Genomic DNA, 23427 nt, shown 5'->3' on the forward strand with positions numbered 1-23427 from the left:
TGGTAATAATATAATAATGAAGGAGGGGCAATTGAGTTCCTCCTTTTTTTGCTTATGAAAATCAGGATAGCCAACCCATCAGATGCAAATGCCATAAACCTGATATATAATCAGGCGGTAATTGCTAAACACCAAACTGCCGATCTTACTCCAATTCCTTTGGTAGAAACGGAAAAATGGCTGGCAAATCACAACCCTGAAAAATATCCTGTTTTTGTAGCTGAATTGGATGGGAAAGTAGTGGGATGGATATCCATAAGCCCTCACAGGGCCGGGAGAGAAGCACTCAAATATACTTCAGAAGTCAGTTATTTTATTCATCAATCCCATCAGAAAAAAGGTATTGGCTCTGCATTAATGGACTATGTGATTAACCATGCCCGGGATTTTGAAGCCAAAAACCTTTTTGCCATCCTGCTGGAAACCAATAAAGGAAGTATTAGGTTATTGGAAAAATTTGCATTCGAAAAATGGGGTTATCTGCCCAGGGTTGCCGAAATTGATGGCAGGGAAGTAGGCCAATTTTATTACGGAAGGCGAACCTACGATTAATTATTTTGAATTTGCCATTTGTTTTTCGTGCTTCTCCAACATCGTTTTCAGGCTTTCATAATGCTGAGTCAGGTTTTTTAAACTGACCTCTTCTTTTTTAATATCGGGAAAGGCCTGCATGTTGGGTATGGTTTGAGGCATTTCCATCAAATGTTTGTACAATTCCGGATGTTCCTCCATTATTTTATTGGTAAGCTCATTTATCTTTTTTGTCAATATTTTTTCTTCAGTAATTTCCATGGGTTAAGATTTTAATTCAACATTATACCTTCCAACATCTTACCAAAACCTGGTTACTGGTTTTGATTGGTTATGAGTTTGATTTTCAGGTTGTTGTAATGGAATGCTCTTGTGTAGAAAATTAACTGTTGATTTTATTCTACATTTACTGTAGCATAATCTCCCAACTGATTTTACAATTTCACAGCTTCTTAAACTTCAATTAACACTTTCCCCCAGTATTTTTATTAAAATAGCCTTCTGAATTTAAAAAATTAGGATTAATACTTAATTTGTATTTTGACAATTAATGAAAGCTACATTGAAAAAATTATTCATATTGGCAATTGCCGGACTGGGGTTTTTTTACCCTACATATCAAAACAAAAAGCCTGATTTCAAAAAGGAAACAGAATATCCGGTACATGTTTTACTTATAGGGGTGGACGGCATGAGCCCTGACGGAATAAAAAATGCAGACACTCCTGTGATGGATAAACTGGTAGAATCCGGGGCTTATTCTTTCACCGCACAAGATGTGATGCCCAGCAGCAGCGGGCCGAACTGGGGTTCCATGCTATTGGGTTGTGGGCCAGAAGTGCATGGAATCTGGAATAATTCATGGGATCCATTGATGATAAAAGATTCCGTTTATTGTGAAGGTAAAAAAGGGGAAACCGTTCCTTCCATTTTTAAAATTATAAGAGAAAAATATGATGCTGCGGAATTGGCTTGCTTCCATCAGTGGTATAATATAGCCCTATATATTGAAAATTATGTGCCTTCTATTGTGGCCCATACAAACGATGAACTCAAAACTACTCAGGCAGCAACTGATTACATTGGAAAATACCATCCACTTTTCACTTTTGTTCATTTGGATCATGTTGACCATGCCGGGCATGAATATGGTCATGGGACAAGGGAATACTATCAGTCTGTAGCAAAAGCTGATTCCCTAATCGGTCGGTTCGTGGAAACAGTGGAAAACTCTCCAATGAAAGGCAAAACCATTATTCTGATTTCCTCTGACCACGGAGGGAAAGGGAAAGGGCATGGCGGGGATACTCCGGAGGAAAGAACTATCCCTTTTATCATCAATGGTCCGGGAATTCACCAGGGATTGGAAATTAAAGATGCTGTAAACATTTATGACATCCCGGTAACAATTGCACATTTGCTTCAGGTAAAAGCACCTTCATGCTGGACAGGAAAGCCAGTTTTGTCTGCTATCCAATCAAATTAAAATAATGCTTTAAGATCTTTTTGTGTTGTAAATTTTCCTGCTACTTAAGCTTTGTGAACTTGAATTTATTGCGATGGTTTCAGTTTGAAATTGAAATCATGGGAAGAAAAGAACCTTTAAACGCAGAATTTTTTTGTAATCTACAAAGGTCCTATTCTATAACTAAATTGAATAATTACCCTATCTAAATGCTGGGTTATATTACTGATTTCAAAATTCCTACTAATTGCTGAATTGTCCAGATAATATTCATGGCTTAATTTTACATGACGGCCACTATCAATTTCATGAGTGATAAAATCCATCCATTCTTTAAAATCAATTGGGCTTTCGTCTACTTTATTGATTTTGTTTAGAACACCTAAAAAAAGGCTATCCAGATAATGATCTTTTGTATAGTATGGATTTAGTGTTGAATACCAATATTCAACCCAGTAATATTCACAACCTTTGTTTACTAAATATAGACTATCCCTATTACTGAGTACGGCTAATTCTTCTCCAATTTGCAAACTATCATTTAACACAAAATAATGAAATAGCAGGTGTTTAGGCTTTATCAGGCTTTCTGGAATATTCCGGGTGCAATTAAAATCTCCGTAAAATTCATTTTCGGTGGTTTTTGTGGATTTTATCTGGTTTTTTATTCTTTTAAAAAAGGTTTCTAACTCTTTAGGACTTTTGAGGTATTCTTCCTTATCAAATTTATTTGACTTATCTATACCTGTTATTCTGTGGGCATTTGTTTCTAAACCAGTTCTTTCCTTTAATATAGAGGACTCTGTTTCCCCATTTTCATTATTTTTTAAACATCCCGTTAACAATAGTAAAATCAATACTAATTGAAATCTTTTCATAAGCATCCCAAATATTAATTTGAAACAGGAAATTTATAAAGATAATCATAGAAAAATGATTAGCTTAGAGATTTGATTTTTTCAACCAAAACCACCTGTGCAAATGAAATCCAACGGCTTTCTTTTTTTATCAATTCTGTACCTAATCATTGGTTGTACAGGCAATAATAATTTTGAGGGATATGAAACTGAAGATTTAAAAATCGAACAGGTTTCAGCCCATTCTTTTATTCATCTTTCCTATTTAAATACCCAGGATTTTGGGAAAGTGGGTTGCAATGGTATGGTGGTGATTCATGAGGATGAAGCCATTATTTTCGATACTCCTGCTGATGAAAAAACTTCTGTGGAATTGCTGAACTGGGTGGAAAATGACATGAACTGTAAGGTAAAAGGAATTGTGGTAACCCACTTCCATATCGATTGTCTGGGAGGTTTGAGTGAGTTTCATAAAAGAAATATTCCATCTTATGCCAATAATCAAACCATTGAACTGGCCAATACCGGAGATAAAACTCTTCCCCAAAATGGCTTTGATGGTTTGCTTGAATTAAAAATTGGTGATGAAAAAGTTATCAGTGAGTACTTTGGTGAGGGCCATACTGCGGATAATGTCATTGGTTATTTCCCTAAAGATAAAACTCTTTTTGGCGGATGTCTGGTAAAATCAATCGGGGCGGGAAAAGGAAACCTGGAAGATGCGAAGGTGGAGGAATGGTCTAATACAGTTAGTAAGGTGAAATCAAAATACACTGAAACAAAAATTGTGATTCCGGGGCATGGGAAATCGGGAGGAACTGATTTACTGGATTTTACCATCGATATGTTCAAAGTGCAATAGGTCCTATTATCTGCTTAAGCTTTGCGATATCTCAAGTTTATTAACTTGAATTTATGATAAGGTTTCAGTTACAAACTGATACCAGGCAGGCCTGGGCTATTAAAGATATTAATTTCAACTCTAAAAATTTATGAGACTTCTAAATTTGATACTTATTATTCTTCCATGTCTTTTTATTCAAAATGCCAAAGCTAGTGATCCTGAATATGCTATAATTGAAACAAAATCAGGTGAAAAAATAGAGGCAGAGATAGATACATTTGAGGAAGGAGTTATTATTTCCCAAGGCAACAAATTGCACTATTCCATTGATGGAGAAAAACATAAGATAAACTATAAAGAGATCAAGATGGTATCTCTGGTGAATAGGATTTCAGTTTTAAACTGAAACCCGTATGTATGCAAAACCAGTGAAGGATTTTAACTGGAAAAATCCGTCAATTTCCTATCTTTGAAATTTAGAATTGGGTTTATAATATTGTAATTCAAAATATTAATTAAAAAATAAAATGGGAAGAGCGTTTGAATTTCGAAAAGCCAGAAAGTTCAAAAGATGGGCACAAATGGCTAAAACCTTTACCCGGTTGGGAAAGGATATTGTAATTGCTGTGAAAGAAGGAGGGCCTGATCCGGAGGCTAATTCCAAATTGAGGGCAGTAATGCAAAACGCCAAGGCCGCTAATATGCCTAAAGAAAATGTTGAGCGTGCCATCAAAAAGGCTTCATCAAAGGATACCTCTGAGTATAAGGAAGTTTTATTTGAAGGATATGGCCCTCACGGAATTGCGGTATTGGTAGAAACGGCCACTGATAACAATAACAGAACTGTAGCCAATATCAGAAGTTATTTCAATAAATGTAATGGAAGTTTGGGAACATCTGGTTCGGTGGAATTCATGTTCGATCATACCTGCAACTTTAAAATCAATAAGGAAGGCCTGGATGCTGAAGAACTGGAATTCGAACTGATCGATTTTGGTGCAGAGGAAGTTTTTGAAGAAGAGGACGGAATTTTGATTTATGGGGACTTCAAAAGTTTTGGTTCCCTGCAAAAGGAATTGGAAAACAGAAATTTGGAAATTATTTCCTCGGGTTTTGAGCGGATTCCTACCGTTACTAAAAAACTAAATGAGGAAGAAATTGCGGATGTGGAAAAACTGTTGGAAAAAATTGAAGAAGATGATGATGTACAAAACGTATATCATACAATGGAATAACAAAATCTAAACAGAAAAAAAGCCTTTCAAACTAAATTGAAAGGCTTTTTTGTTTTCTTATTTTTTCTCACATACCTTCAGGAAAGGCAGGAGCTCATCCTGAATGGTTTCGGCTTTGTCTTTCAGATACCATTTTTGCAATTCAGCCTGAAAATCCTGGTAAAGGATCTTTTTTTTATTCAGTTTATAAACTGTAAACATATCCTGAGCAGGCTTTGGTCTCGGCCCCCATGATCCTTTTACTTCTAAGGTTTCCTTATCCAAAATAATCACTTTAGGAATGGATCTGCCACCATTGGTGAGAAAATTATCCATCAATGGAAGATTCTCATCTCTAAGCACTGTTAAAAGTTCGATATTGGGAGAAGCTTCGGCAATTTTATTCAAAACAGGTAAAATCTGAGCCGCATCTCCGCACCAGCTTTCGGTAAGAACAAGCCAAATAAGGTCGCAGTTAATTTTGCGAATGGCCTCATTAAAATCAGGCTTCAATTCCAGTGATTTATCCAGCCTTTTCATTCGCTGGTTATTCAATTTGGTATAAAATACCAGGCTTTCAGTCTGGTTTGGGCCGGTGGTTTTGCCATTTTCTGACAAACCTATCATCAAATCCCTGTAAGCAGTGTAAGGAATAGCCTTAGCAAGGCTTTTTTCAATTATCTTTTCCAATTTTATTGTTGTTGCAGTCTGGTTAAAATTTATATTCTATCAGTAAACCCTTATTAAAGGATTTTGATTCCATACGCCAAAATTATGTCAGGATTAGCGCTCAAAAAAATAATTTAAACTTATATTTTTTAACCTCTACAATTACAAAAAGTATTTCTTAGCGTACCGTCAGTTCCTCTAGTTCCCTTAAATCGTTGATGATATAATCTGGCTCTCCAGACAGTAATTGTTGCTCGGTATGCGCACCAGTGGTGATACCGATATTTAACCCACAACCGGCATTTTTTCCTTCTACAATGTCGATAATTGAATCACCCACTTTAGCAATATTTGAAGTATCATTTATGCCGAATTTTTCTTTTGCCAGGAGAATCATGTCAGGGTAGGGGCGGCTCTTTTCCACCTGACTTGCTGTTACCAGTTCATCGAAATGTTTCCCTTTTTCCCAGCCAAGTTTTTTAACCAGTGATTCCGCTGTTTCCTGATTATATCCGGTATTCAGTACTACAAGAATTTTATTTTTCTTTAAAAAAGAGAATATTTCTTCAGCTCCCTCAATAGGTTTAACATTTAATTTAAGATAGGCTTCTTTAAGCTGATTTAGGAAATTACTGAAAATCTCCTGAATCTCAGTTTCTGGTAAGTCAATTTCCTTTGAAGCAAGGATATCTTTTACCGCCTGTAATTTTTCTTTGCCTGCTCCTTCAGCCAAAACTTCTGTCAGAGAAAAATCAAAGCCATGTTGGTTTATGGCTTGTTGAAGTGTTTTATAAACTACATTATCTTCGTTGACTGTGGTTCCAGCCATATCAAAAACTACCATTTTAATCATATCGCAAATATTTTTTTTATGTTTTCGTAAGCAAATCCGGCACTGGCGGTCATTCCTTTTCCACCAATTCCCGTCACAATGTGAATGTTTTTATCTATAGTTTTTTGAAGAATATCCTTTGTTTTACACTGCGTATAATATCCTGCCCATTGGGTGTCTATTTCCCAACTTTCCAGCTCAAATATCTTTTTCCCTTCGGCAATAAAATATTGGTTAATGTCAGAACGATTGTCAAAACTAAGCGCATTTTTATGTGGTGCATCTGCATATTCATGTGAATCCCCCAGAATGATACTGCCATCCGTTTCCTGCTTAAACAGTATATGCACACCCCACTTCCTGGCAAAATAGTCATGATTATATTGATCTGACAGACTGGAATAAGAAGGGCAATCCTGGAAACTTTCATATCTTCTAATGGAAAGTCCTGTAAGTATATTTCCGGGGATTTTTATGGATTTATTCCCCTTTAATCTTAGCATTTGCAATTTTACGACTTCCAGGTCGCTTTTTTTAAATAACTCCGGAAATAGCAAACTGAATTCTTCTCCGGAACATACAATAACTTTATCCGCCAGAAAACTATTTCCTGCGGTATCTACAGCTTCTGTCTGGTCTGACAGGGTATTTATTTCATGAATAGCAGTATTGGGGAAAAAGCTAAAATTTCCATTAAACTTTAAAAACTGATGGATTTTGCAAAGCATTTCCCTTGGATTTACTGAAACTTCTTCGGGAAAAAACAGCCCTCCTTTCACATAGGTTGTTTGAAGAGAAGGATATTTTGAAATACATTGCTCCTGGCTTAATAATTCAGATGGGTAATCATTCAGTTGGTTGATATGATGGAGTTCATGAATTAAATTCAATTCTTCTTCATTGGAAGCCAGATAAATACTTCCATTTTGCCTAATGGAAATATCAAACTCTGTTTGAATTTTTTTATAAAACTTAAGACTTTTTCGGCCATATCTCTGCCATTTGGGATTCATTCCGGAAGGCACAATTTGACCAAAGTTTCTCACACTCGCGCTTATGGGTTTTGAGTCTTTTTCAATCAAAGCGACTTTCATCCCGCGGTTTAATGCATGGTAGGCGTGAAAAGTTCCTAATACGCCACTACCAATTACAATTAAATCAAACTCCTTTGCTTGCATCTAAAGTTTTTGTTTAAATCAATTTTTAAAAATTTTGCTGAGGCTGTAATTCTATTGCAGGTGATTTTAATTTGTTGAAAAAGTACACCTGTGCAATCAAAACTGCCACCATACCTATTAATGAAATGCCATAGCTCAGGCCAATAAAAAAGTCCTTCCAGTTAAGTGCAATATCGAATAATTCCTTATTGATCAGGATCAGGCAGCTTCCCAAATATCCCAGAAAATCAGACAGATAAATGAAATATCCCACATTTCCTGAAATCTGAAAGGTGGCAATAAATCGCTCAAAATACAAGCTTTGGAAGGCGATATAACTCAGGTATAATCCAACTCCGTGAATGATGATCCATACAAATGGGCTTAAATATCCCTGGGTAAATAAAAAAGTAGAAGCTACTACACTAGCCAGTCCTAAAAACATAATGCCATGAATAGTAAAAAATGCAGAGTTGTTATTCTTAATCAGGGTAATAAAAGCAAGCATTACCAGTACAATTATTCCTACGATTGTTTCGATTTGGGAATAAACCAAAGGATCAGCATCTGCCATAAGTGTTTGCCAGATATCGATTAAAAAACTGTCCTTAATATCTCTCCCAATTGTCATTACCAGGTTTACCGTAAGAATGGCTGTGAGTCCCAGCCAGTACCGGGAAAACAAAGCATTCCTTTGGGTTTTATTGAGAGGTTTTCTTTCTGTTCTACTGGCTTTATCCACTGTATCCGGTTCGGGAATTTTCTCCAGCATCCAGGAACTGAAAAGCATAAGTGGGATAAACAGACTTCCTACTACAAAGGGCATCCAGAATTCGCTGATGTGCCAGGATTCCACAAGTGTCCTGCCAATAGATTTTACAATTCCTGAACTGATTATAAAACTGATACTTAAAAAGGTGGCCAATACATCGGTTACCCTTCTGCCTTCAATATAAGAAAAGACAATCCCCCAGATCAGTCCGAGAGGTAATCCATTAAAGAAAACCCAGATAAAATTGTAGGGATAGGGGGTTATACCAAATAAGAATAGGGCAAATAAGGAAGCCCCCACCAGGGATAAAAGCAGTATTCTACGGTTTTTGGGGAAAAGCTCTGAGATGATTTTTATTCCAATGAACTTGGAAGTGAGATATCCAAGCACCTGGGTAATAATAATGATTATTTTATAATTAATTCCCCAAAGTTCGTACTCCTCAAATAGCCCGGCTGTGAGCGGCTTGCGGTAAGTGTACATGCAGGCATAGGTAGTAAATGCAGCAATTGCTGCCCATATCACACCACCCACTCTCGATTGAATAATTGATTTCAATTTGCCAAAATGCTTTATTAGTCCCAGTTTGCTATCAGGCAAAATTCAAAATCATAAGTCAACTAAACATGAACCTCTTTTTGTCTATATATGAAGATAGGGCAGATAAGATGAATGGAATATTGAGTGAAGGTGGTTGAATCTCTTTAATTATTTCACTTATTAAACTTTGTTAAGGAAAACTTAAACCTTATTAACGATTTAAACTTTCTATTCACTTCTATAATTTGGAATTTTACAATGAACCCAATCGGACTAATAACTAATCATTTTTTTATCTAACCTCATCGGTATGAATTTTTTACAAAAATCCGTTGGTGTATTCCTAAACAGATATCCCAACAATTTTATAGAGGCAGGTTTGCAAACTGATAGTTCGAATCCATACATGAAATATGTAGCAAGAAATGGAGCTGGAAGAAGGTTCGTGATTGCTGATATTCATGGTTGTTATAAAACGTTTAAGGCATTACTCCACAAAATTGATCTCCAAAAAGAGGATCAGTTATTTTTATTAGGTGATTACATTGATAAAGGTCCAAACAGCAGCGGGGTCCTTAATACCATACTGGCTCTTCAAAAGAATGATTTTCAGGTTTATCCCATCAGAGGGAATCATGAAGAACTCTTGTTAAATCACCAGGCATTACTTTCTCAGGATGATTTTAACCAGCTGAATCTCAATTGGGTATTGGAAAAAAATGGCACTGCAGATTTATTGGGACCACATGGTAATATTCGGAAAAGGTATTTAGAACTTATTCATGAAATGCCCTATTTTATAGAGCTGGATGATTTCCTTTTAGTACATGCCGGGTTTAATTTTGAAGCCAAAAAACCGTTTTTTGATACACAGAATATGTTATGGATGCGGAATTTTGAAACTCCTTCCGAAAAAGTGACTAAAACTATAATCCATGGAGATAGCAATTCTGATTACTATGCTATCTGTGATAAAATCGAGAATGGCAGTAAAATCATTCCTTTGGACAACAATTGTCTGGAAAATGGCAGCGATGACCGATTTGGATCATTACTGGCACTCAATCTTGATACCATGGAATTGACCAGTCAGGAAAATGTAGAATTATAGGGAAAGAAAACTTAATTGAAAATAAATTCTATTCTTTCACCTTAAACTTATAAATACGGCCATCAAAGGCACATACGTATAATTCGTTGTCTTTGTCCACACCGAAGGCAGCAATGGAAAAGTCATATTTTCCTACTTCGGAATTAACCGGATTATCCAGATCGGAAAAATCAAGCTTCCAGATTCTACCTGAGGCATAGTCACCATAAATATAAAGGCCTACCAAATCCTTAGCTATACTTCCTCGATAAACATACCCACCGGTTACAGATACATCCCCTTTCGATCGATCATATTCCCATATTGGAGGTTTAAGCCCATTTTCATTTCCCTTATTCTGATAATCGTGGAAGCCTTCTTTTATATTCCATCCATAATTCCCTCCTTTTTCAATGATATCAATTTCTTCATATTTATTCTGACCTACATCACCAGTCCAAAGCCAGCCGGTTTGCGCATCAAAACTAAATCGCCAGGGGTTTCTCAGGCCGTAAGCATAAATTTCTTCTTTTATTCCATCGGTATTTCCTGCAAAAGGATTGTCCTGAGGGATGGAATAAGATTGATTGCCTGATACATTATCCACATCAATTCTCAAAATGGCTCCAAGGAGTGTTTTTGGGTTTTGTCCATTGTCTTTGGGGTCTCCTCCAGAACCACCATCTCCGGTTGAAATGTATAAATAACCATCAGGGCCAAAAAGTACCTGGCCGCCATTGTGGTTGCTATAAGGCTGGTTGAATCTCAATAATACTTTTCTGGAATTAATATCTCCCTGATCCGGATCATTGGCGGAAACGGAGAATCGGGAAATTTCAGTAGTTTCGGCTCCCTGAGTGGTGAAGTTCACAAAAAAGAAGCCATTGTCTGCATAGTTTGGATGAAAGGCTAATCCCAGCAAGCCTTCTTCATTTCCACGGTCATTTACTAAATCCCGCAAATCCAGGAATACCTTTTTTTCTTCGGTGTTTTGTTCATTTTCTATGACATAAATAATACCTTGTTGCTCTACTATAAAAAGCCGGTTTGTACCATCTCTGGGATCCTGTAAATCAACAGGACGATTGAATTTGAGGTTGGGAAAAGCTTCCTCAAGATGGGATTCCGGAATATTGACCGGATCTGTAGGTTCAGAACAGGCTACAAAGCTACAAGTAAAAATTAATGAAAAAATAAATTGAATGCGACTAGAAATGGCTGGAAGTTTCATTAAATAGGGTCAGTTTTATAGTATCAGTTATTTTTGTTGTTAGGGATTATTCTTATTAAAGAAAAAGGTTTTTCATTTAAGAATAAGTTCCATTAAATTCAAACAATATCATACCAAATATAATAATATGCATCCTTTATTAAATTCCAGAAGAAATTTTATCAAAAAAGCCAGTCTGGCGGCCTCCGTGTATCCTGTTTATTCAAATTTTTCTCATTTGATGCATTCTGGAAATAATACTGAAACTGAATTCTCCTTTCATGTTTTCTCCAAACACTTACAATTTTTGGATGTTGCCGAAATGGCAGAAACGGTAAAAGAAATAGGATTTGATGGCCCTGATCTTGCCGTAAGGCCAGGGGGGCACGTTAACCCGGAAAAGGTAACTGTTGAACTTCCTCAGGCTGTAAAATCGATTAAAGCAGTCGGTTTGAATGTGAAAATGATGACCACCAAGATCACTAATCCGGATGATTTAAATACGGAAATTATTTTAAAAACTGCTTCTGATTTAGGGATTCAATATTATCGGATGGGGTATTTGAAATATAAAAAAGAGATTAGCATTGAGGATAACTTACTAAAACTTAAACCTGATATATGGACCCTGGCAGCTTTAAACAAAAAGTATGGAATCCATGGAGCTTACCAAAATCATTCGGGTACATACGTAGGGTCTCCTTTGTGGGATTTATATGAATTAATAAAGGGAACTGACCCGAAATGGCTGGGATGTCAATATGATATCAGGCATGCCGTGGTAGAGGGTGGAAGGTCATGGCCACTTGGATTGAATTTACTCAAAGCACACATTAAAAGTATTGTAATAAAGGATTTTAAATGGGGAGAAGAAAATGGAGAATGGAAGATTATCAACACACCTATAGGGGAGGGAATGGTTGATTTTAAAAAATATTTTAAGTTATTAAAAAAGTATGAAATCAAAGTCCCTGTTTCCGTTCATTTCGAATATAAAATGCCAGAAGAGGATGATTCATTGAATAAAGAGGAGAAAAAGAAAAAGACGATTGAAGTAATGAAAAAAGACCTGACGAAACTTAAAGAAATGATGAAATCAGCAGAATTGATTTAGTAACGGCCAAATAAAAGTTTTGACTAAGTATTAATTGACCGATACTAAGTAATTATTTCCCGTTTTTTTTATTTACATGCCCGTAAAAATACAAACGGTGGCTTGTGACTGTAAAATCAAAAGTTTTTTCTACCAATTCCTGAATAGTTTGAATTCTGGGATCACAAAATTCAAATATCTGATTAGTTTTGGTACAAATAGCATGGTCGTGTTGCTTATACCCAAATGATTTTTCATAAAGGGCAAGGTTTCGACCAAACTGGTGCTTAATTACCAAATCACAATCGAGTAATAATTCAATGGTATTATAAACTGTGGCCCTGCTCACCCTAAAGTTTTTATTTTTCATATTGATGTAAAGGGATTCTACATCAAAGTGGCCATCATTGAGGTAGATTTCTTCCAGAATGGCATATCTTTCTGGGGTTTTTCGGGCATTTTTTTCTTTTAGGTAATCGGTGAATTTATCCTTTATTTCCTCAAATTTTTCTTTTTTGTAATCCATCAGGTTGATATAAATATTAGTTAGTCTGAAAAAAATATCAGGACTGTTTTTTCAATTGTTATATAAGAAATTGAGATGTAAAGATTAAAAAAATAACTGTCTGTAAATTCAAGCTTATTTTTTTTCAACTTTACAAATTCAAAAATGCTTTTCGATAACAAAGTTAATCAAATAAAAATTCTATGTGTCCATATAAAGGCTCTTCTTTCTATCCATACTAGCTAAATTTTTCCCAATAAATTATTTTTTAAAATATTTGGATAAAGTGATCAGCCAGAACAGGGAAAAAAATGCAACTCCCGAGGCGCTTAGCAGGACTGTTTTAAAGATTTCCAAACCATGAACCGTATAGGCTACGAATAGCAGAGAAAATATTATTCTGAAAAATTCAAGAATAAAACTCCATCTTTTTCTTTCCAGCATCATGCCCAGGTTCATAATGGAAAGGATAATTAGTGAAGCACCCAGAATCCTTTGCTCGTTATTAAAGGTGGCCTGTTGAAAAAGAAAAAAGGCAGTTGCTCCAATGGCAATGGCATATTGAATAAAAATGTAAAGGTTTATAGTTCGGGGAGCCACTGTTTTAAATTTGATATAGTTTTCCCGACTTACTTCAGGCACCTTCATGGTTCCTCCCTGAGAAGTGGGACGCCAACCGGGAGGTTTATAAATTACTTTCAGTTTATCTTTAAAGCTTTTCATCATTTTGATTTCATGGGAAATTCTGGTCCATGGCATTACATTTACCCAAACCGGATTCCAAGAATTTACAGGTGTAGTTATGCCATAAACCGGAGCCACTTTTTCTGGTTCAAAAGTTCCAAAAAGTTTGTCCCAAATGATGAAAACTCCTGCATGATTCCGGTCAATATATTCGGGGTTTCTTCCGTGATGTACCCTGTGATGGGAAGGCGTATTCATAAAATGCTCCAAAAATCCCATTTTGCCCACTACTTCGGTATGAATCCAGAATTGATAAAGTAAATTCAATCCGTTGGCCCAGATAAAGGCAATTGTATCAAAACCCATAAAAGCCAGGGGTAAGTAAAAAGCAAAAGTGAAAAACTTGTGAAACCAGCTTTGTCTTAAGGCTACAGAAAGGTTATATTCTTCACTCTGGTGATGGACTACATGGCCCGCCCAAAGAAAGTTGACTTCATGACTTAGCCGGTGCGACCAGTAGTATAAAAAATCAGCAAGAATGAATATTACCACAAAAGAAAAAATGGTATTTTCAATTTCGAAAAAGCGAAAGTTTTCATAAATAAACTGGTAAATTCCGATGGTAAAAACTTTGGCAAAAACACCAATTAACTGATCTCCAACCCCACAACTAATGTTGGTCACTGAATCTGAAAACCGATAATAATCGGGCCTTTTGAGCCAGGTATAAATTAGCTCAAAACTGATGAGAATAAAATATACAGGTATGGATAATATTACAGGGCTAAGGTCCATGCGGTTAAGGTAAAAGCTTTTGGTAAAGGTTGTTGGTAATCAGGGTTTAGTAAAAAATATTCATGTAAAATACCAAATTTTTCAAAAAAATGGAAATCTGCTTTTCTACTTAATTTCCTTCTCTTTATTGGTATTTACGAATAGAATATCACCTACACCCTCATATCCGGTAAAAATATTAATACTATCGTGTTTAATCGCCTCAGTTCTTACCCCGATAATCACCAAATCGGCATCTTTAGATTTCTCATTGATGATACTTTTGGCTTCTATATTATCCTTGTGTTCATTCAATTCCACATTATTCAGGGAAATGGGTAAGCGGCCTGTGCTGATTAATTCTATGATTTTTTTCCTTTGTTTTTCAAGCTCTTTTTCCGGGGATAATACCATTAACCTAATTCTGGCATTTTTCCATTCCGGATGCCCCAGAATGATAAAGCCCATCAAAATCATTAAACTGGCATTTTCGTAATCTTTTGAGGTAATCCAGATATCAATATTTTGTTTAAACCCAAAGTTTTTCTCTGAGGAACCCAACACACAAATGTCGAAATCTGTGGATTTTACCAGTTTGAAATTATCTACTATATTTTCCAGCCCTTCTGGTTTTTTCTTGGAGAATTCAAACATGATCATGTTGTTATCCTTTCCGGATACTCCGGGCAACTGGATTACCTGGGCAATTGCCGAAGTAATGGACGGACTGACAATGGTATCCATGTAAACCCGACTTTTGGTGGAATCCGATAATTTCACCATTCTGTTCACACATTCTTTGGCTTCCTTGTAAGTTTCTCTGGATAGATAGCCTTCTATCAGGTGAATGTAGTTTCCAAAACCGTATTTGTGGGAAATCCAGCGCAGCATGTTAAAGGCAGAAAATCTTTCGAATGTATTAGAGGAAATACAAACTACAGAAGGCCGCCAGTGGTCTTCTTTGGTGTCCGGGTCAGCTTTTTGTAAAAAAACTTTCAGTCTTCGGCTCAACTGAAAAATTACACCCTGGAAAATATTGGCCAAACCTTCTTTATCTTCTTTATAATAACTGGTAGTCTGGTAAATAATAGCCATAATTATTATAGCCAAAATGGAATAAAAAACACTGATCTGGAACATCAGGAAAATACAAGCCAATGCTCCAAGCAAAGAAACATACCATTTTGACCTGAAAATTGGCCGATAAGCCGGGTCTGCAGTAAAATGCTCTAAAAATGAAATTGAGCAAATCGCACCGTATGTTACCATAAAAAACATGGTGATGATTTGAGCAACGATGTCAATATCGCCAATTATTACAAAAATCAGGGTAATGATTGAGGTGATGATGGAGGCATTGACAGGTTCATTACTTTTTAACCTCACCTGAGAAACCCAGTCGTTAACAAAAGCATTAGGTAATATTTTATCTGCTCCTATGGCCTGTAAAGTTCTGGGTGCCACCAGAATAGAACCAATAGCTGAAGAAAGGGAAGCTGCAGCAAGCCCAATAGGAATAGCAGGTCCCCAAAGGGCAATTTCCTGCATGATTAACTGATCGGCTGCTAAATCTTCCGGGGGTGCGGAAATGGCTAATTTTAGAGCTGTAGCCATATAAATAAGCATTCCGGCTATAGTCGCCCAAATGGTTCCTCTTGGTATGGATTTACTGGGATTTTTTAAATCTCCGGAAAGCCCAGCTCCAGCAGCCATGCCTGTAAATGCAGGGAAACAGACCGCAAAAAAGTAGAAAAACCCTTTCCCATCCAGAATTTTAGCATCCCATGGAATGGCCTCCATGTCTTGAGCATATTCTGTTGTGCCCAAAAAGAAAAATAGTAGGGAGAAAAATAATACAAATGCTACCAGATACAAGGTTTTAATCCCCAGATCAGCGCCTTTGTAAATGGCTAACAGAATGAGTAAAATGGTGGCCGGTATACTTATAATCCGGTAGTTATAAATGAGAATATTAAAGTCGGAAGCCAGTAGGTAATTGAAAATCGGGGAAAAAGATTCTGCAAATGCAATGATATAGAAGGCCGTACTTACTGCCTGAGATAGATAAAGGCCAATCCCAATGGCTCCTCCAATGGTAATCCCGAATGATCTGGAAATAATGAAGTAAACTCCGCCTCCCTGAACTTTTTGGTTGGTTGCTATTTCCGCTACCGCTAAAGCGGTGGGAATAGTAACCAAATGTCCCAGAAGTATGATCATGAAGGTTTGCCACAAACCTAAGTTACCTACTGCAAACCCAAATCTTAAAAACAAAATTGCACCTAAAATGGTACAAATTGAAGTTAAAAAAACGGGTGCTGTCCCGAATCCCTGCCTTTTTACCAAACTACCGGCCATAAATGCCTTGCCCTTTTTTTTAGAATGATTAAAACTTTTTTAAAGTATAAGTGATTGATATCTAGCTGGTTGTAAGTGAAATGACCTGGCAAGTAATACAATCTACTTATTTGAAATTGTTTATTATCTGTTAATTTTAAACCATGTTCCCCTAATTGACAAACAAATGAAGATAATTTCTTTCAATCTAATTTTATTTACTTTACTACTGGCTTTTTCCTGCAAAGAAGAAAAAAAGCCCACTCCATTTGAAATTCTGATTTCCCAACAAACAGATTTTGATGTTTTAATTCATCGGGGGCAGGTAGTCGATGGAAGTGGAGCCACTGCTTTTGCTGCAGATATTCTCCTCAAGGGGGATTCAATTGCTTTTGTGGGTCAGGTTGATACCGCAAAAATAACATTCTCAAAATACATTGATGCTAAGGGAAAAACCGTTTCTCCGGGTTTTATCGATACACATGCCCACGGAAATCCTTTAAAAACGCCTGATTTTGAAAATTTTCTGGCAATGGGAGTGACGACCATCAGTTTGGGCCAGGACGGATTTAGTCCTTCCTATCCCAATATCGAAGAGTGGTTCAATAAAATTGAGGATAAAGGAATTCGGCCTAATCTGGCCATGTTTATTGGACATGGTACTTTAAGACAGTTATCCGGGATAAATTTTAATCCCGATCCTTCGGAAGAGGAGCTCGAAAAAATGGGTAATATTCTGGAAAAAGCCTTGCAAGCCGGTTGCCTTGGAATGACTACTGGTTTAGAATATACCCCTGGTACTTATGGAAAAAAGGAAGAATTAGTCCATCTGGCAAAAATTGTAGGCAAGCATGACAAGATGATTATGAGTCACATGCGGAATGAAGATGATGAGGCCATGGAAAATTCCATTAGTGAACTGTTGGAGCAGGGAAAATACTGCCATGTACATGTTTCCCATATGAAAGTGGTTTATGGAAAAGGAGAGGAGCGGGCACATGAGATTTTGGGGATTTTGGAAAATGCCAGAAAGGAGGGAATCGAGGTTACTGCGGATGTTTATCCTTATAATGCCAGCTATACCGGAATTGGAATTGTTTTTCCGGATTGGGCAAAAGGACCAAATAATTATGCCAATGTGAAAATTACCAAAAAGGATGAACTGGCTGCTTATTTAAGGCAAAGGGTAACCAAAAGAAATGGGCCGGAAGCTACCTTGTTGGGAACGGCTCCATGGACGGGGAAAACTTTAGCTCAGGTGGCCAAAGAATCTGGTAAACCATTCGAAGAGGTTTTGATTGATGATATTGGTCCTGGCGGGGCATCGGGGGCTTATTTTGTAATGAATGAAACATTACAGGAAACTTTTGTAAAAGATTCCCTGGTGATGATTTGCTCGGATGGAAGCCCGACTGGCCATCATCCAAGAGGGCATGGAACCTTTGCCAAAGTGATTGAGGAATATGTTTTCCAGAAACAATTATTTTCCTTGGAAGAAGCCATTAGAAAAATGACTTCACTTTCTGCAGAATCTATGGGTTTAACGGATAGAGGCAGGATTGAAGTGGGGAAAAAGGCTGATATATTGATTTTTGAACCTGAAAAAGTTCAAGCAAAAGCGACTTACGAAAATCCCTATCAATTGGCTGAAGGCTTTGATTGGGTATTGATCAATGGAGATATAAAACGGGAGAACGGACAGCTTGTGGGGGAAAGAAATGGTGTGATATTGAAAAGATGATGAACTTCAAAAGGGTTGTTAAAAATAACCCTTTTGAAGAAAACACCTGTTTCTATTTATCCCACTCTCGCATAAATAATCAAGCTTAGACCAATGATGAAACTAAGGAACATCAGGTTAATGAGTGGTTTTGTTCCTTTGGGTGCATTGGCAAATTCTTTCCAGATGAAAACTCCCCAGGCTGCAGCAACCATGGTAGCCCCCTGTCCGAGCCCGTAGGATATGGCAAAGCCGGCTTTTTCACTGGCAATCATACTTAATGACATGCCTATGCACCAGATAATGCCTCCTAAAATACCTATGAAATGCAGGCGCATGTTCCCTTTGGAAAAGTATTCCCCATAACTTACCGGTTCTCCTTTAAATGGCTTGTACATAAAAAAGGTGTTCCAAAGGAAATTTGAGGCAAAAATGCCCAGGGAGAAAATAAAAACTGCGGTGTATGGAGTGAACAATCCCTCAGTGGGTTGGGCAAAATCGGTGGAAACGGAAGCGGCTACAAACCTGAAGAAAAAGCCCATTAAAACTCCTCCGATAATAGAAATTACAATTCCTTTTGTAGGAGTTGTCTGCTGACCGGAGGATAGTTTTTTATAGGCCAATGCATCCAGGATAATGGCAAATGTAACCAATGCTACTCCTGCAAAAAGCATCAATGGATCACCAACTGGAGTAGCCATGTAGTTTACAATTACCCCCAGCACCAGCGCTATGCCAATGCCTATGGGAAAGGCTACAGCCATTCCGGCAATATCAATGGCAGCCACAATCAATAAATTGGCAATATTGAATACGATCCCGCCAACAAATGCAGAAGTGAATGAGGAGGTTTCTCCTTGTGATAAATCTTCCAAAAATGGTCTCCCTTCTTCTCCCGAACTTCCCATAGTTAGCCCAAGAATTAAGGATAAAATAATGATGCCCAGGCTGTAATCCCAGTAAAACAACTGAAATGGCCATTTTTTAGTAGCCAGTTTTTGGGTATTTGCCCATGATCCCCAACACAACATCGTTACAAAGCAGAGGGCCACTGCCAATCCGTAACTTTCTGGTATAAACATATTTACTAGTTTAGTTTTTTATTAATTTATTATGGTAAATTGGGTTGTGTATTAAAGTTCCTCTCTGTATGGAGTTGAAGCTTGTGCCCCCAATCTGGTGACTGAAATGGCAGCCGCTTTATTGGAGAATTCCACTGCCTCCTGAATATTCATTCCTTCGCCCAGAGCTACTACTAAAGCCCCATTAAAAGTATCTCCCGCAGCAGTGGTATCAATCGGAGTAACTTTTGGTGCAATGATTAAACCTTTAAATTCATCGGTAAACACATAAGCACCTTTCGATCCCAGGGTAATAATAACCATTTCAACTCCCTTGCTTTTCAATATTTCAGCCGCTTTTTGAGCTGAATTTACGTCTGTAACTTTGACCCCTGTTAATAACTGGGCCTCGGTTTCATTGGGAGTGATTATATGAAGGTTCCCCAATAATTCATCAGAAAGGGATTGAGCAGGTGCAGGATTTAAAACTACTTTAACTCCATTTTCTGAAGCTTTTTTTGCCGCATAATTCACAGCTTTAATGGGAATTTCAAGTTGCATCAAAACATAGTCTGAATTGGAGATGACTTCCAACCCTTTATCAATGTCTTCGGTATTAAGTGTGGCATTGGCACCCAGTGCAACGGATATGGAATTTTCTCCATGATCATCTACCATAATTAAAGCCACTCCTGAAGGTTGATCTTCATGGGTGGAAATATATTTGGTATGTATGCCTTCCTTATCAAATCCGTGAATGGCTTCTCTGCCAAAAATATCGTTGCCTAATTTGGCAATGAATGTAACTTCACCTCCAAGTTTTGAAGCCGCTACGGCCTGGTTTGCCCCCTTTCCCCCCGGGTTCATGATAAATTTTCCTCCTAGTACAGTTTCACCGGGTGCAGGAAGCTTGCTCGACTGGACTACCATATCGGTATTGCTACTTCCTATTACAGTAATTTTCGACTTTTTCATTTTTCCGGTAATTTTTCAATAAAAAATATTTTTCTAAAACCTGTTGAAGTTTTGTTCAAGATACAATTTCATCAGCCGGTTTAAAAATTCTTTTTTATTTATCGACATGCCCACCAGGCTATTAGGTTCCTTGCTTTCATCAATTACGGTATACCCGTTTCCAATTACTTTTACATGGGCAGGTCTGGTGGCAAATAAGTCTGGCCATATAAGCATGCCAATGGCTACGGGATCGAAAAGGGTAGGGGTTTCATTTCCCCAAAGGGTGTAGCAGGCACTCAGAAAATCTGTTAGAGGGGATTGTCTTAATAATAACTTTTCCCGAAGTTCCTGGCTGAGTTTAACATTGGTGATATCCAGCCCGGCATACACAATATCTGCTCCTGATGCCGCAAAAACTTTGGCAGCTTCAGCATCCGCTTTTACATTCCATTCATTGGTAGGGATAGGGTTATCTCCATATCCTACATAAAAAGAGCCGAACATTGAATAAACTTTTTTGGCCAATCCAAGTGCTTTAGGGTCTTTTTCGATGATATCGGCCATATTGGGAACAGGTCCCACAGTAATTAACACCACTTCATTTGGGTATTTTTTTAAGGTTTCAATTATGAAATCTGCTGCGTTTTGCTTGATTGGCTTCACTTTATCGAACCCTTCTCCCCAATGAAACTGACCAGAATAATGCTCTTTGGTATTTCTTCCTATTACTACCGGAACATCTTCTCTGCCAATTTCATATAAAAACCTACAAGCCATTTGGGCTCTTTTTTCGGTATTGCCATAGTCCATAACTATTCCCAAAACTTCCAGATCGGGACTTGCCATGAGCATGGCCAGGGCGTATGCATCGTCTACATCATCTCCCAGGTCACAATCAAAAATTACTTTTTGCTTTTGGGCGAATGCCTGGGAAAATGAAAGGAATAAAAAAACATGAATGAGTATTGGTAATATTTTTTTCATAGAAGTATTGGAAATAAAGATGTTGAAATAATTTTTTGTTTAAAATGTAAAAGTAATTATAAAGGCGTTGCACAATCGATTGTGCAAGCTAAATAATTAAAATATTTATTTCAAAACTTTTTCCTGGTTTTTATGTGGTTCGCTTAAAAAATAATGCTGAAAAAAGAAATTTAATCCCTGAAGAAAAAAGCTTCGAATAATTTGAAAAATGAATTAAGGCTGGTGAAATCTGGTCCGGGAATTTCAAAATAAAAAAGTACTGGTACTTATTCAATAAAAAATCTAACTTTACAGCCGGTTTAAGAATTTGAAAATACATTTAACTGATGAATAATGGCTTATAATTTATTAAAAGGAAAGCGAGGAATTATTACCGGGGCTTTGGATGAAAGCTCAATTGCCTGGAAAGTGGCTGAGAAAGCTCATGAAGAAGGTGCGCAATTTGTATTGACTAATGCGCCAATTGCCTTGAGAATGGGGAAAATTAATGAGTTGGCAGAAAAGTGTGGAACAGAGGTAATTCCTGCGGATGCTACTTCAGTGGAAGATATAGAAAAGTTATACACCGAAGGGATGGAAAAAATGGGAGGTAAAATTGATTTTGTTTTACATTCTATTGGAATGAGCCCTAATGTGAGGAAAAAGAAAACTTATGGCGATTTGAACTATGACTGGTTCCTGAAATCCATTGATATTTCTGCCTTGTCATTCCATAAAATGATGCAGGTAGGGGAGAAAATTGGTGCTTTTAATGACGAGGCTTCTATTGTTGCTTTAACTTATATTGCCGCACAAAGAACTTTTTCACATTATAGTGATATGGCCCAGGCAAAAGCCGTGTTGGAATCTATAGCCAGAAGCTATGGTGAGCGATTAGGAAAAACGCAAAAAATCAGGGTAAATACCATTTCCCAATCGCCTACAGAAACTACTGCGGGTAAAGGAATCAAAGGGTTTGCTGAATTTTTAAGTTTTGCAGACATGATGTCTCCACTTGGAAACGCTTCTGCTGATGAGTGTGCAGATTACACCATCACTCTGTTTAGCGACCTGACTAAAAAGGTGACTATGCAAAACCTTTACCATGATGGAGGTTTCTCTAACACCGGTTTTTCTGACGAATTAGTTGAGAAATTATCAGGGAAATAAGAACTTGATAAATCCGTAATTTTAAAAGCGCCAAGGCTAAATTTAAGCATTGGCGCTTTTTTGTTTTACTCGATATATAGAATCCTTATGCAAGGTTCTGGAAAAACGCAGGATTTCCAAAAATAAAATCCTGCTATTAAAGGATTAGATGCTAAGTGATTGTTATTGCAACTGTCTTAAATACAGTTGAATAGTATTTTCCAACCCGAAATATAAGGCATCACAAATAAGGGCATGGCCTATAGAAACTTCATCCAGTCCGTCAATTTCCTGGTTAAAATATTTTAAGTTTTCCAGACTCAGGTCATGCCCTGCATTAATTTCTAATCCCAGTTTTTTGGCCAAAACAGCAGCCTCTTTATAAGGTTTTATGGCAGCTGCTTTTTCTTTAGGATAATTGGCTGCATAGGGTTCTGTGTAAAGTTCAATTCTGTCCGTGCCAACTTCTGCAGCACCTTCTACCATTTTTACATCGGGGTCTACAAAAATGGAAGTTCTGATTCCCTTACTTTTTAATTCAGAGATAACCTCCTTTAAAAAATCTTTATGTTTGATTGTATCCCAGCCTGCATTGGAGGTTATTGCATCTTCCGCATCTGGCACTAATGTAGCCTGAGCGGGAATTGTTTTTAAAACCAGTTCCAGATACCTGTCCTGCGGATTTCCCTCTATGTTAAATTCTGTTGAAATCTTATCTTTTAGTTGCAAAACGTCATTGTATCTAATGTGTCTTTCATCTGGCCGGGGATGAACCGTGATTCCCTGGGCGCCAAATCTTTCACAATCCAGGGCGACTTTAACTAAATCAGGATTATTTCCACCTCTGGCATTTCTAATGGTGGCTATTTTATTGATGTTTACACTTAGTCTGGTCATTTCCAATTAGATTTATTGAATATATTTGCAATAATAGAGAGAATGCCATTAATAATTGAACAATTCTACAAATGGGATGGAAAAGAGGCTGGTTTAAAATTAAAAA

The 23427-nt window shown here is 37.2% G+C and carries 23 protein-coding genes; 9 read left to right on the forward strand and 14 right to left on the reverse strand.

Translation table 11 applies throughout. The features are described 5' to 3' along the window. The first annotated feature begins 54 nt into the window (after positions 1-54). Positions 55-552, forward strand: coding sequence for a GNAT family N-acetyltransferase (locus tag A3EM_RS45195; protein WP_020533809.1), 498 nt, complete (start codon positions 55-57; stop codon positions 550-552). Here A3EM_RS45195 and A3EM_RS0139720 read toward each other — a convergent pair whose 3' ends face one another. Further along, a complete protein-coding gene (locus A3EM_RS0139720) occupies positions 553-792 on the reverse strand; it encodes a hypothetical protein (protein WP_020533810.1) in 240 nt (79 codons plus the stop codon). Positions 793-1081: 289 nt separating this feature from the next. Here A3EM_RS0139720 and A3EM_RS45200 point away from each other — a divergent pair, with 289 nt between their 5' ends. After that, entirely contained in the window at positions 1082-2017 is a 936-nt protein-coding gene (locus A3EM_RS45200) for an alkaline phosphatase family protein (protein WP_020533811.1), read from the forward strand. A 140-nt stretch (positions 2018-2157) separates the two neighbouring features. On the opposite strand, the gene A3EM_RS0139730 is transcribed toward A3EM_RS45200, so the two are convergent. Next, positions 2158-2874: a hypothetical protein gene (locus A3EM_RS0139730; protein ID WP_020533812.1), complete on the reverse strand. Its 717-nt coding sequence runs from the start codon at positions 2872-2874 to the stop codon at positions 2158-2160. Between the two features lie 103 nt (positions 2875-2977). Here A3EM_RS0139730 and bla point away from each other — a divergent pair, with 103 nt between their 5' ends. From bla to A3EM_RS0139750, 3 genes are all read left to right on the forward strand, one after another. After that, entirely contained in the window at positions 2978-3715 is a 738-nt protein-coding gene (bla, locus tag A3EM_RS0139735) for a subclass B1 metallo-beta-lactamase (protein ID WP_020533813.1), read from the forward strand. 130 nt (positions 3716-3845) lie between these two features. Then, positions 3846-4103: a hypothetical protein gene (locus A3EM_RS0139745; protein ID WP_020533814.1), complete on the forward strand. Its 258-nt coding sequence runs from the start codon at positions 3846-3848 to the stop codon at positions 4101-4103. Between the two features lie 121 nt (positions 4104-4224). Continuing rightward, on the forward strand, positions 4225-4932 hold the full coding sequence (locus A3EM_RS0139750) for a YebC/PmpR family DNA-binding transcriptional regulator (protein ID WP_020533815.1): 708 nt from the start codon (positions 4225-4227) through the stop codon (positions 4930-4932). A gap of 57 nt (positions 4933-4989) precedes the next feature. On the opposite strand, the gene A3EM_RS0139755 is transcribed toward A3EM_RS0139750, so the two are convergent. The 4 genes from A3EM_RS0139755 to A3EM_RS0139770 all read right to left on the reverse strand — a co-directional run bounded on the left by A3EM_RS0139755 (position 4990) and on the right by A3EM_RS0139770 (position 8899). Next, positions 4990-5601, reverse strand: a complete 612-nt coding sequence (locus tag A3EM_RS0139755) for a thioredoxin family protein (RefSeq protein WP_020533816.1) — start codon at positions 5599-5601, stop codon at positions 4990-4992. Positions 5602-5758: 157 nt separating this feature from the next. Continuing rightward, positions 5759-6433 carry an HAD-IA family hydrolase gene (locus A3EM_RS0139760; protein ID WP_020533817.1) on the reverse strand — a complete coding sequence of 225 codons (675 nt, stop codon included), beginning with the start codon at positions 6431-6433 and terminating at the stop codon, positions 5759-5761. Next, the gene (locus tag A3EM_RS0139765) at positions 6430-7590 is read right to left on the reverse strand and encodes a TIGR03364 family FAD-dependent oxidoreductase (RefSeq protein ID WP_020533818.1); all 1161 of its coding nucleotides are present in this window, start codon (positions 7588-7590) and stop codon (positions 6430-6432) included. Before A3EM_RS0139765 ends, A3EM_RS0139760 begins: the two co-directional genes overlap by 4 nt. Before the next feature lie 25 nt (positions 7591-7615). Continuing rightward, positions 7616-8899, reverse strand: a complete 1284-nt coding sequence (locus tag A3EM_RS0139770) for a DUF5690 family protein (protein WP_026210886.1) — start codon at positions 8897-8899, stop codon at positions 7616-7618. Positions 8900-9191: 292 nt separating this feature from the next. Here A3EM_RS0139770 and A3EM_RS0139775 point away from each other — a divergent pair, with 292 nt between their 5' ends. Then, on the forward strand, positions 9192-9992 hold the full coding sequence (locus tag A3EM_RS0139775; protein ID WP_020533820.1) for a metallophosphoesterase family protein: 801 nt from the start codon (positions 9192-9194) through the stop codon (positions 9990-9992). Positions 9993-10020: 28 nt separating this feature from the next. On the opposite strand, the gene A3EM_RS0139780 is transcribed toward A3EM_RS0139775, so the two are convergent. Then, positions 10021-11202 carry a PQQ-dependent sugar dehydrogenase gene (locus A3EM_RS0139780; protein ID WP_020533821.1) on the reverse strand — a complete coding sequence of 394 codons (1182 nt, stop codon included), beginning with the start codon at positions 11200-11202 and terminating at the stop codon, positions 10021-10023. 127 nt (positions 11203-11329) lie between these two features. Here A3EM_RS0139780 and A3EM_RS0139785 point away from each other — a divergent pair, with 127 nt between their 5' ends. Continuing rightward, positions 11330-12295 (forward strand): sugar phosphate isomerase/epimerase family protein, encoded by a 966-nt coding sequence (locus tag A3EM_RS0139785; protein WP_020533822.1) that lies wholly within the window; start codon positions 11330-11332, stop codon positions 12293-12295. A gap of 52 nt (positions 12296-12347) precedes the next feature. Here the strand turns inward: A3EM_RS0139785 and A3EM_RS0139790 are convergent, their stop codons facing one another. From A3EM_RS0139790 to A3EM_RS0139805, 3 genes are all read right to left on the reverse strand, one after another. Beyond that, entirely contained in the window at positions 12348-12800 is a 453-nt protein-coding gene (locus tag A3EM_RS0139790; RefSeq protein ID WP_020533823.1) for a Fur family transcriptional regulator, read from the reverse strand. 240 nt (positions 12801-13040) lie between these two features. Continuing rightward, positions 13041-14258 carry a sterol desaturase family protein gene (locus A3EM_RS0139800; RefSeq protein ID WP_020533824.1) on the reverse strand — a complete coding sequence of 406 codons (1218 nt, stop codon included), beginning with the start codon at positions 14256-14258 and terminating at the stop codon, positions 13041-13043. Between the two features lie 105 nt (positions 14259-14363). Then, the gene (locus A3EM_RS0139805) at positions 14364-16595 is read right to left on the reverse strand and encodes an APC family permease (protein ID WP_020533825.1); all 2232 of its coding nucleotides are present in this window, start codon (positions 16593-16595) and stop codon (positions 14364-14366) included. 166 nt (positions 16596-16761) lie between these two features. Here A3EM_RS0139805 and A3EM_RS0139810 point away from each other — a divergent pair, with 166 nt between their 5' ends. Beyond that, positions 16762-18315, forward strand: coding sequence for an N-acyl-D-amino-acid deacylase family protein (locus tag A3EM_RS0139810; protein ID WP_020533826.1), 1554 nt, complete (start codon positions 16762-16764; stop codon positions 18313-18315). A 56-nt stretch (positions 18316-18371) separates the two neighbouring features. On the opposite strand, the gene A3EM_RS0139815 is transcribed toward A3EM_RS0139810, so the two are convergent. Genes A3EM_RS0139815 through A3EM_RS0139825 form a run of 3 tightly spaced genes read right to left on the reverse strand, consistent with a single transcriptional unit; the run spans position 18372 to position 21296 of the window. Beyond that, positions 18372-19376: a hypothetical protein gene (locus A3EM_RS0139815; protein ID WP_020533827.1), complete on the reverse strand. Its 1005-nt coding sequence runs from the start codon at positions 19374-19376 to the stop codon at positions 18372-18374. Positions 19377-19427: 51 nt separating this feature from the next. Beyond that, on the reverse strand, positions 19428-20330 hold the full coding sequence (gene rbsK, locus A3EM_RS0139820) for a ribokinase (RefSeq protein ID WP_020533828.1): 903 nt from the start codon (positions 20328-20330) through the stop codon (positions 19428-19430). Positions 20331-20363: 33 nt separating this feature from the next. Beyond that, positions 20364-21296 carry a nucleoside hydrolase gene (locus tag A3EM_RS0139825; RefSeq protein ID WP_020533829.1) on the reverse strand — a complete coding sequence of 311 codons (933 nt, stop codon included), beginning with the start codon at positions 21294-21296 and terminating at the stop codon, positions 20364-20366. 333 nt (positions 21297-21629) lie between these two features. Between A3EM_RS0139825 and A3EM_RS0139835 the strand changes: the two genes are divergently transcribed. Continuing rightward, positions 21630-22445 carry an enoyl-ACP reductase FabI gene (locus tag A3EM_RS0139835; RefSeq protein WP_020533831.1) on the forward strand — a complete coding sequence of 272 codons (816 nt, stop codon included), beginning with the start codon at positions 21630-21632 and terminating at the stop codon, positions 22443-22445. Between the two features lie 162 nt (positions 22446-22607). On the opposite strand, the gene A3EM_RS0139840 is transcribed toward A3EM_RS0139835, so the two are convergent. Then, complete coding sequence (locus A3EM_RS0139840) at positions 22608-23321, reverse strand: pyridoxine 5'-phosphate synthase (RefSeq protein ID WP_020533832.1); 714 nt, start codon at positions 23319-23321, stop codon at positions 22608-22610. Between the last annotated feature and the right edge of the window lie 106 nt (positions 23322-23427).

The organism is Flexithrix dorotheae DSM 6795 (assembly GCF_000379765.1).
GTDB lineage: Bacteria > Bacteroidota > Bacteroidia > Cytophagales > Flammeovirgaceae > Flexithrix > Flexithrix dorotheae.

Coding starts and splice junctions, on each gene's coding strand:
- A3EM_RS45195 (WP_020533809.1), top strand. CDS start 55: ATGAAAATCAGGATAGCCAACCCATCAGATGCAAATGCCATAAACCTG.
- A3EM_RS0139720 (WP_020533810.1), bottom strand. CDS start 792: ATGGAAATTACTGAAGAAAAAATATTGACAAAAAAGATAAATGAGCTT.
- A3EM_RS45200 (WP_020533811.1), top strand. CDS start 1,082: ATGAAAGCTACATTGAAAAAATTATTCATATTGGCAATTGCCGGACTG.
- A3EM_RS0139730 (WP_020533812.1), bottom strand. CDS start 2,874: ATGAAAAGATTTCAATTAGTATTGATTTTACTATTGTTAACGGGATGT.
- bla (WP_020533813.1), top strand. CDS start 2,978: ATGAAATCCAACGGCTTTCTTTTTTTATCAATTCTGTACCTAATCATT.
- A3EM_RS0139745 (WP_020533814.1), top strand. CDS start 3,846: ATGAGACTTCTAAATTTGATACTTATTATTCTTCCATGTCTTTTTATT.
- A3EM_RS0139750 (WP_020533815.1), top strand. CDS start 4,225: ATGGGAAGAGCGTTTGAATTTCGAAAAGCCAGAAAGTTCAAAAGATGG.
- A3EM_RS0139760 (WP_020533817.1), bottom strand. CDS start 6,433: ATGATTAAAATGGTAGTTTTTGATATGGCTGGAACCACAGTCAACGAA.
- A3EM_RS0139765 (WP_020533818.1), bottom strand. CDS start 7,590: ATGCAAGCAAAGGAGTTTGATTTAATTGTAATTGGTAGTGGCGTATTA.
- A3EM_RS0139775 (WP_020533820.1), top strand. CDS start 9,192: ATGAATTTTTTACAAAAATCCGTTGGTGTATTCCTAAACAGATATCCC.
- A3EM_RS0139780 (WP_020533821.1), bottom strand. CDS start 11,202: ATGAAACTTCCAGCCATTTCTAGTCGCATTCAATTTATTTTTTCATTA.
- A3EM_RS0139785 (WP_020533822.1), top strand. CDS start 11,330: ATGCATCCTTTATTAAATTCCAGAAGAAATTTTATCAAAAAAGCCAGT.
- A3EM_RS0139790 (WP_020533823.1), bottom strand. CDS start 12,800: ATGGATTACAAAAAAGAAAAATTTGAGGAAATAAAGGATAAATTCACC.
- A3EM_RS0139800 (WP_020533824.1), bottom strand. CDS start 14,258: ATGGACCTTAGCCCTGTAATATTATCCATACCTGTATATTTTATTCTC.
- A3EM_RS0139805 (WP_020533825.1), bottom strand. CDS start 16,595: ATGGCCGGTAGTTTGGTAAAAAGGCAGGGATTCGGGACAGCACCCGTT.
- A3EM_RS0139810 (WP_020533826.1), top strand. CDS start 16,762: ATGAAGATAATTTCTTTCAATCTAATTTTATTTACTTTACTACTGGCT.
- A3EM_RS0139815 (WP_020533827.1), bottom strand. CDS start 19,376: ATGTTTATACCAGAAAGTTACGGATTGGCAGTGGCCCTCTGCTTTGTA.
- rbsK (WP_020533828.1), bottom strand. CDS start 20,330: ATGAAAAAGTCGAAAATTACTGTAATAGGAAGTAGCAATACCGATATG.
- A3EM_RS0139825 (WP_020533829.1), bottom strand. CDS start 21,296: ATGAAAAAAATATTACCAATACTCATTCATGTTTTTTTATTCCTTTCA.
- A3EM_RS0139835 (WP_020533831.1), top strand. CDS start 21,630: ATGGCTTATAATTTATTAAAAGGAAAGCGAGGAATTATTACCGGGGCT.
- A3EM_RS0139840 (WP_020533832.1), bottom strand. CDS start 23,321: ATGACCAGACTAAGTGTAAACATCAATAAAATAGCCACCATTAGAAAT.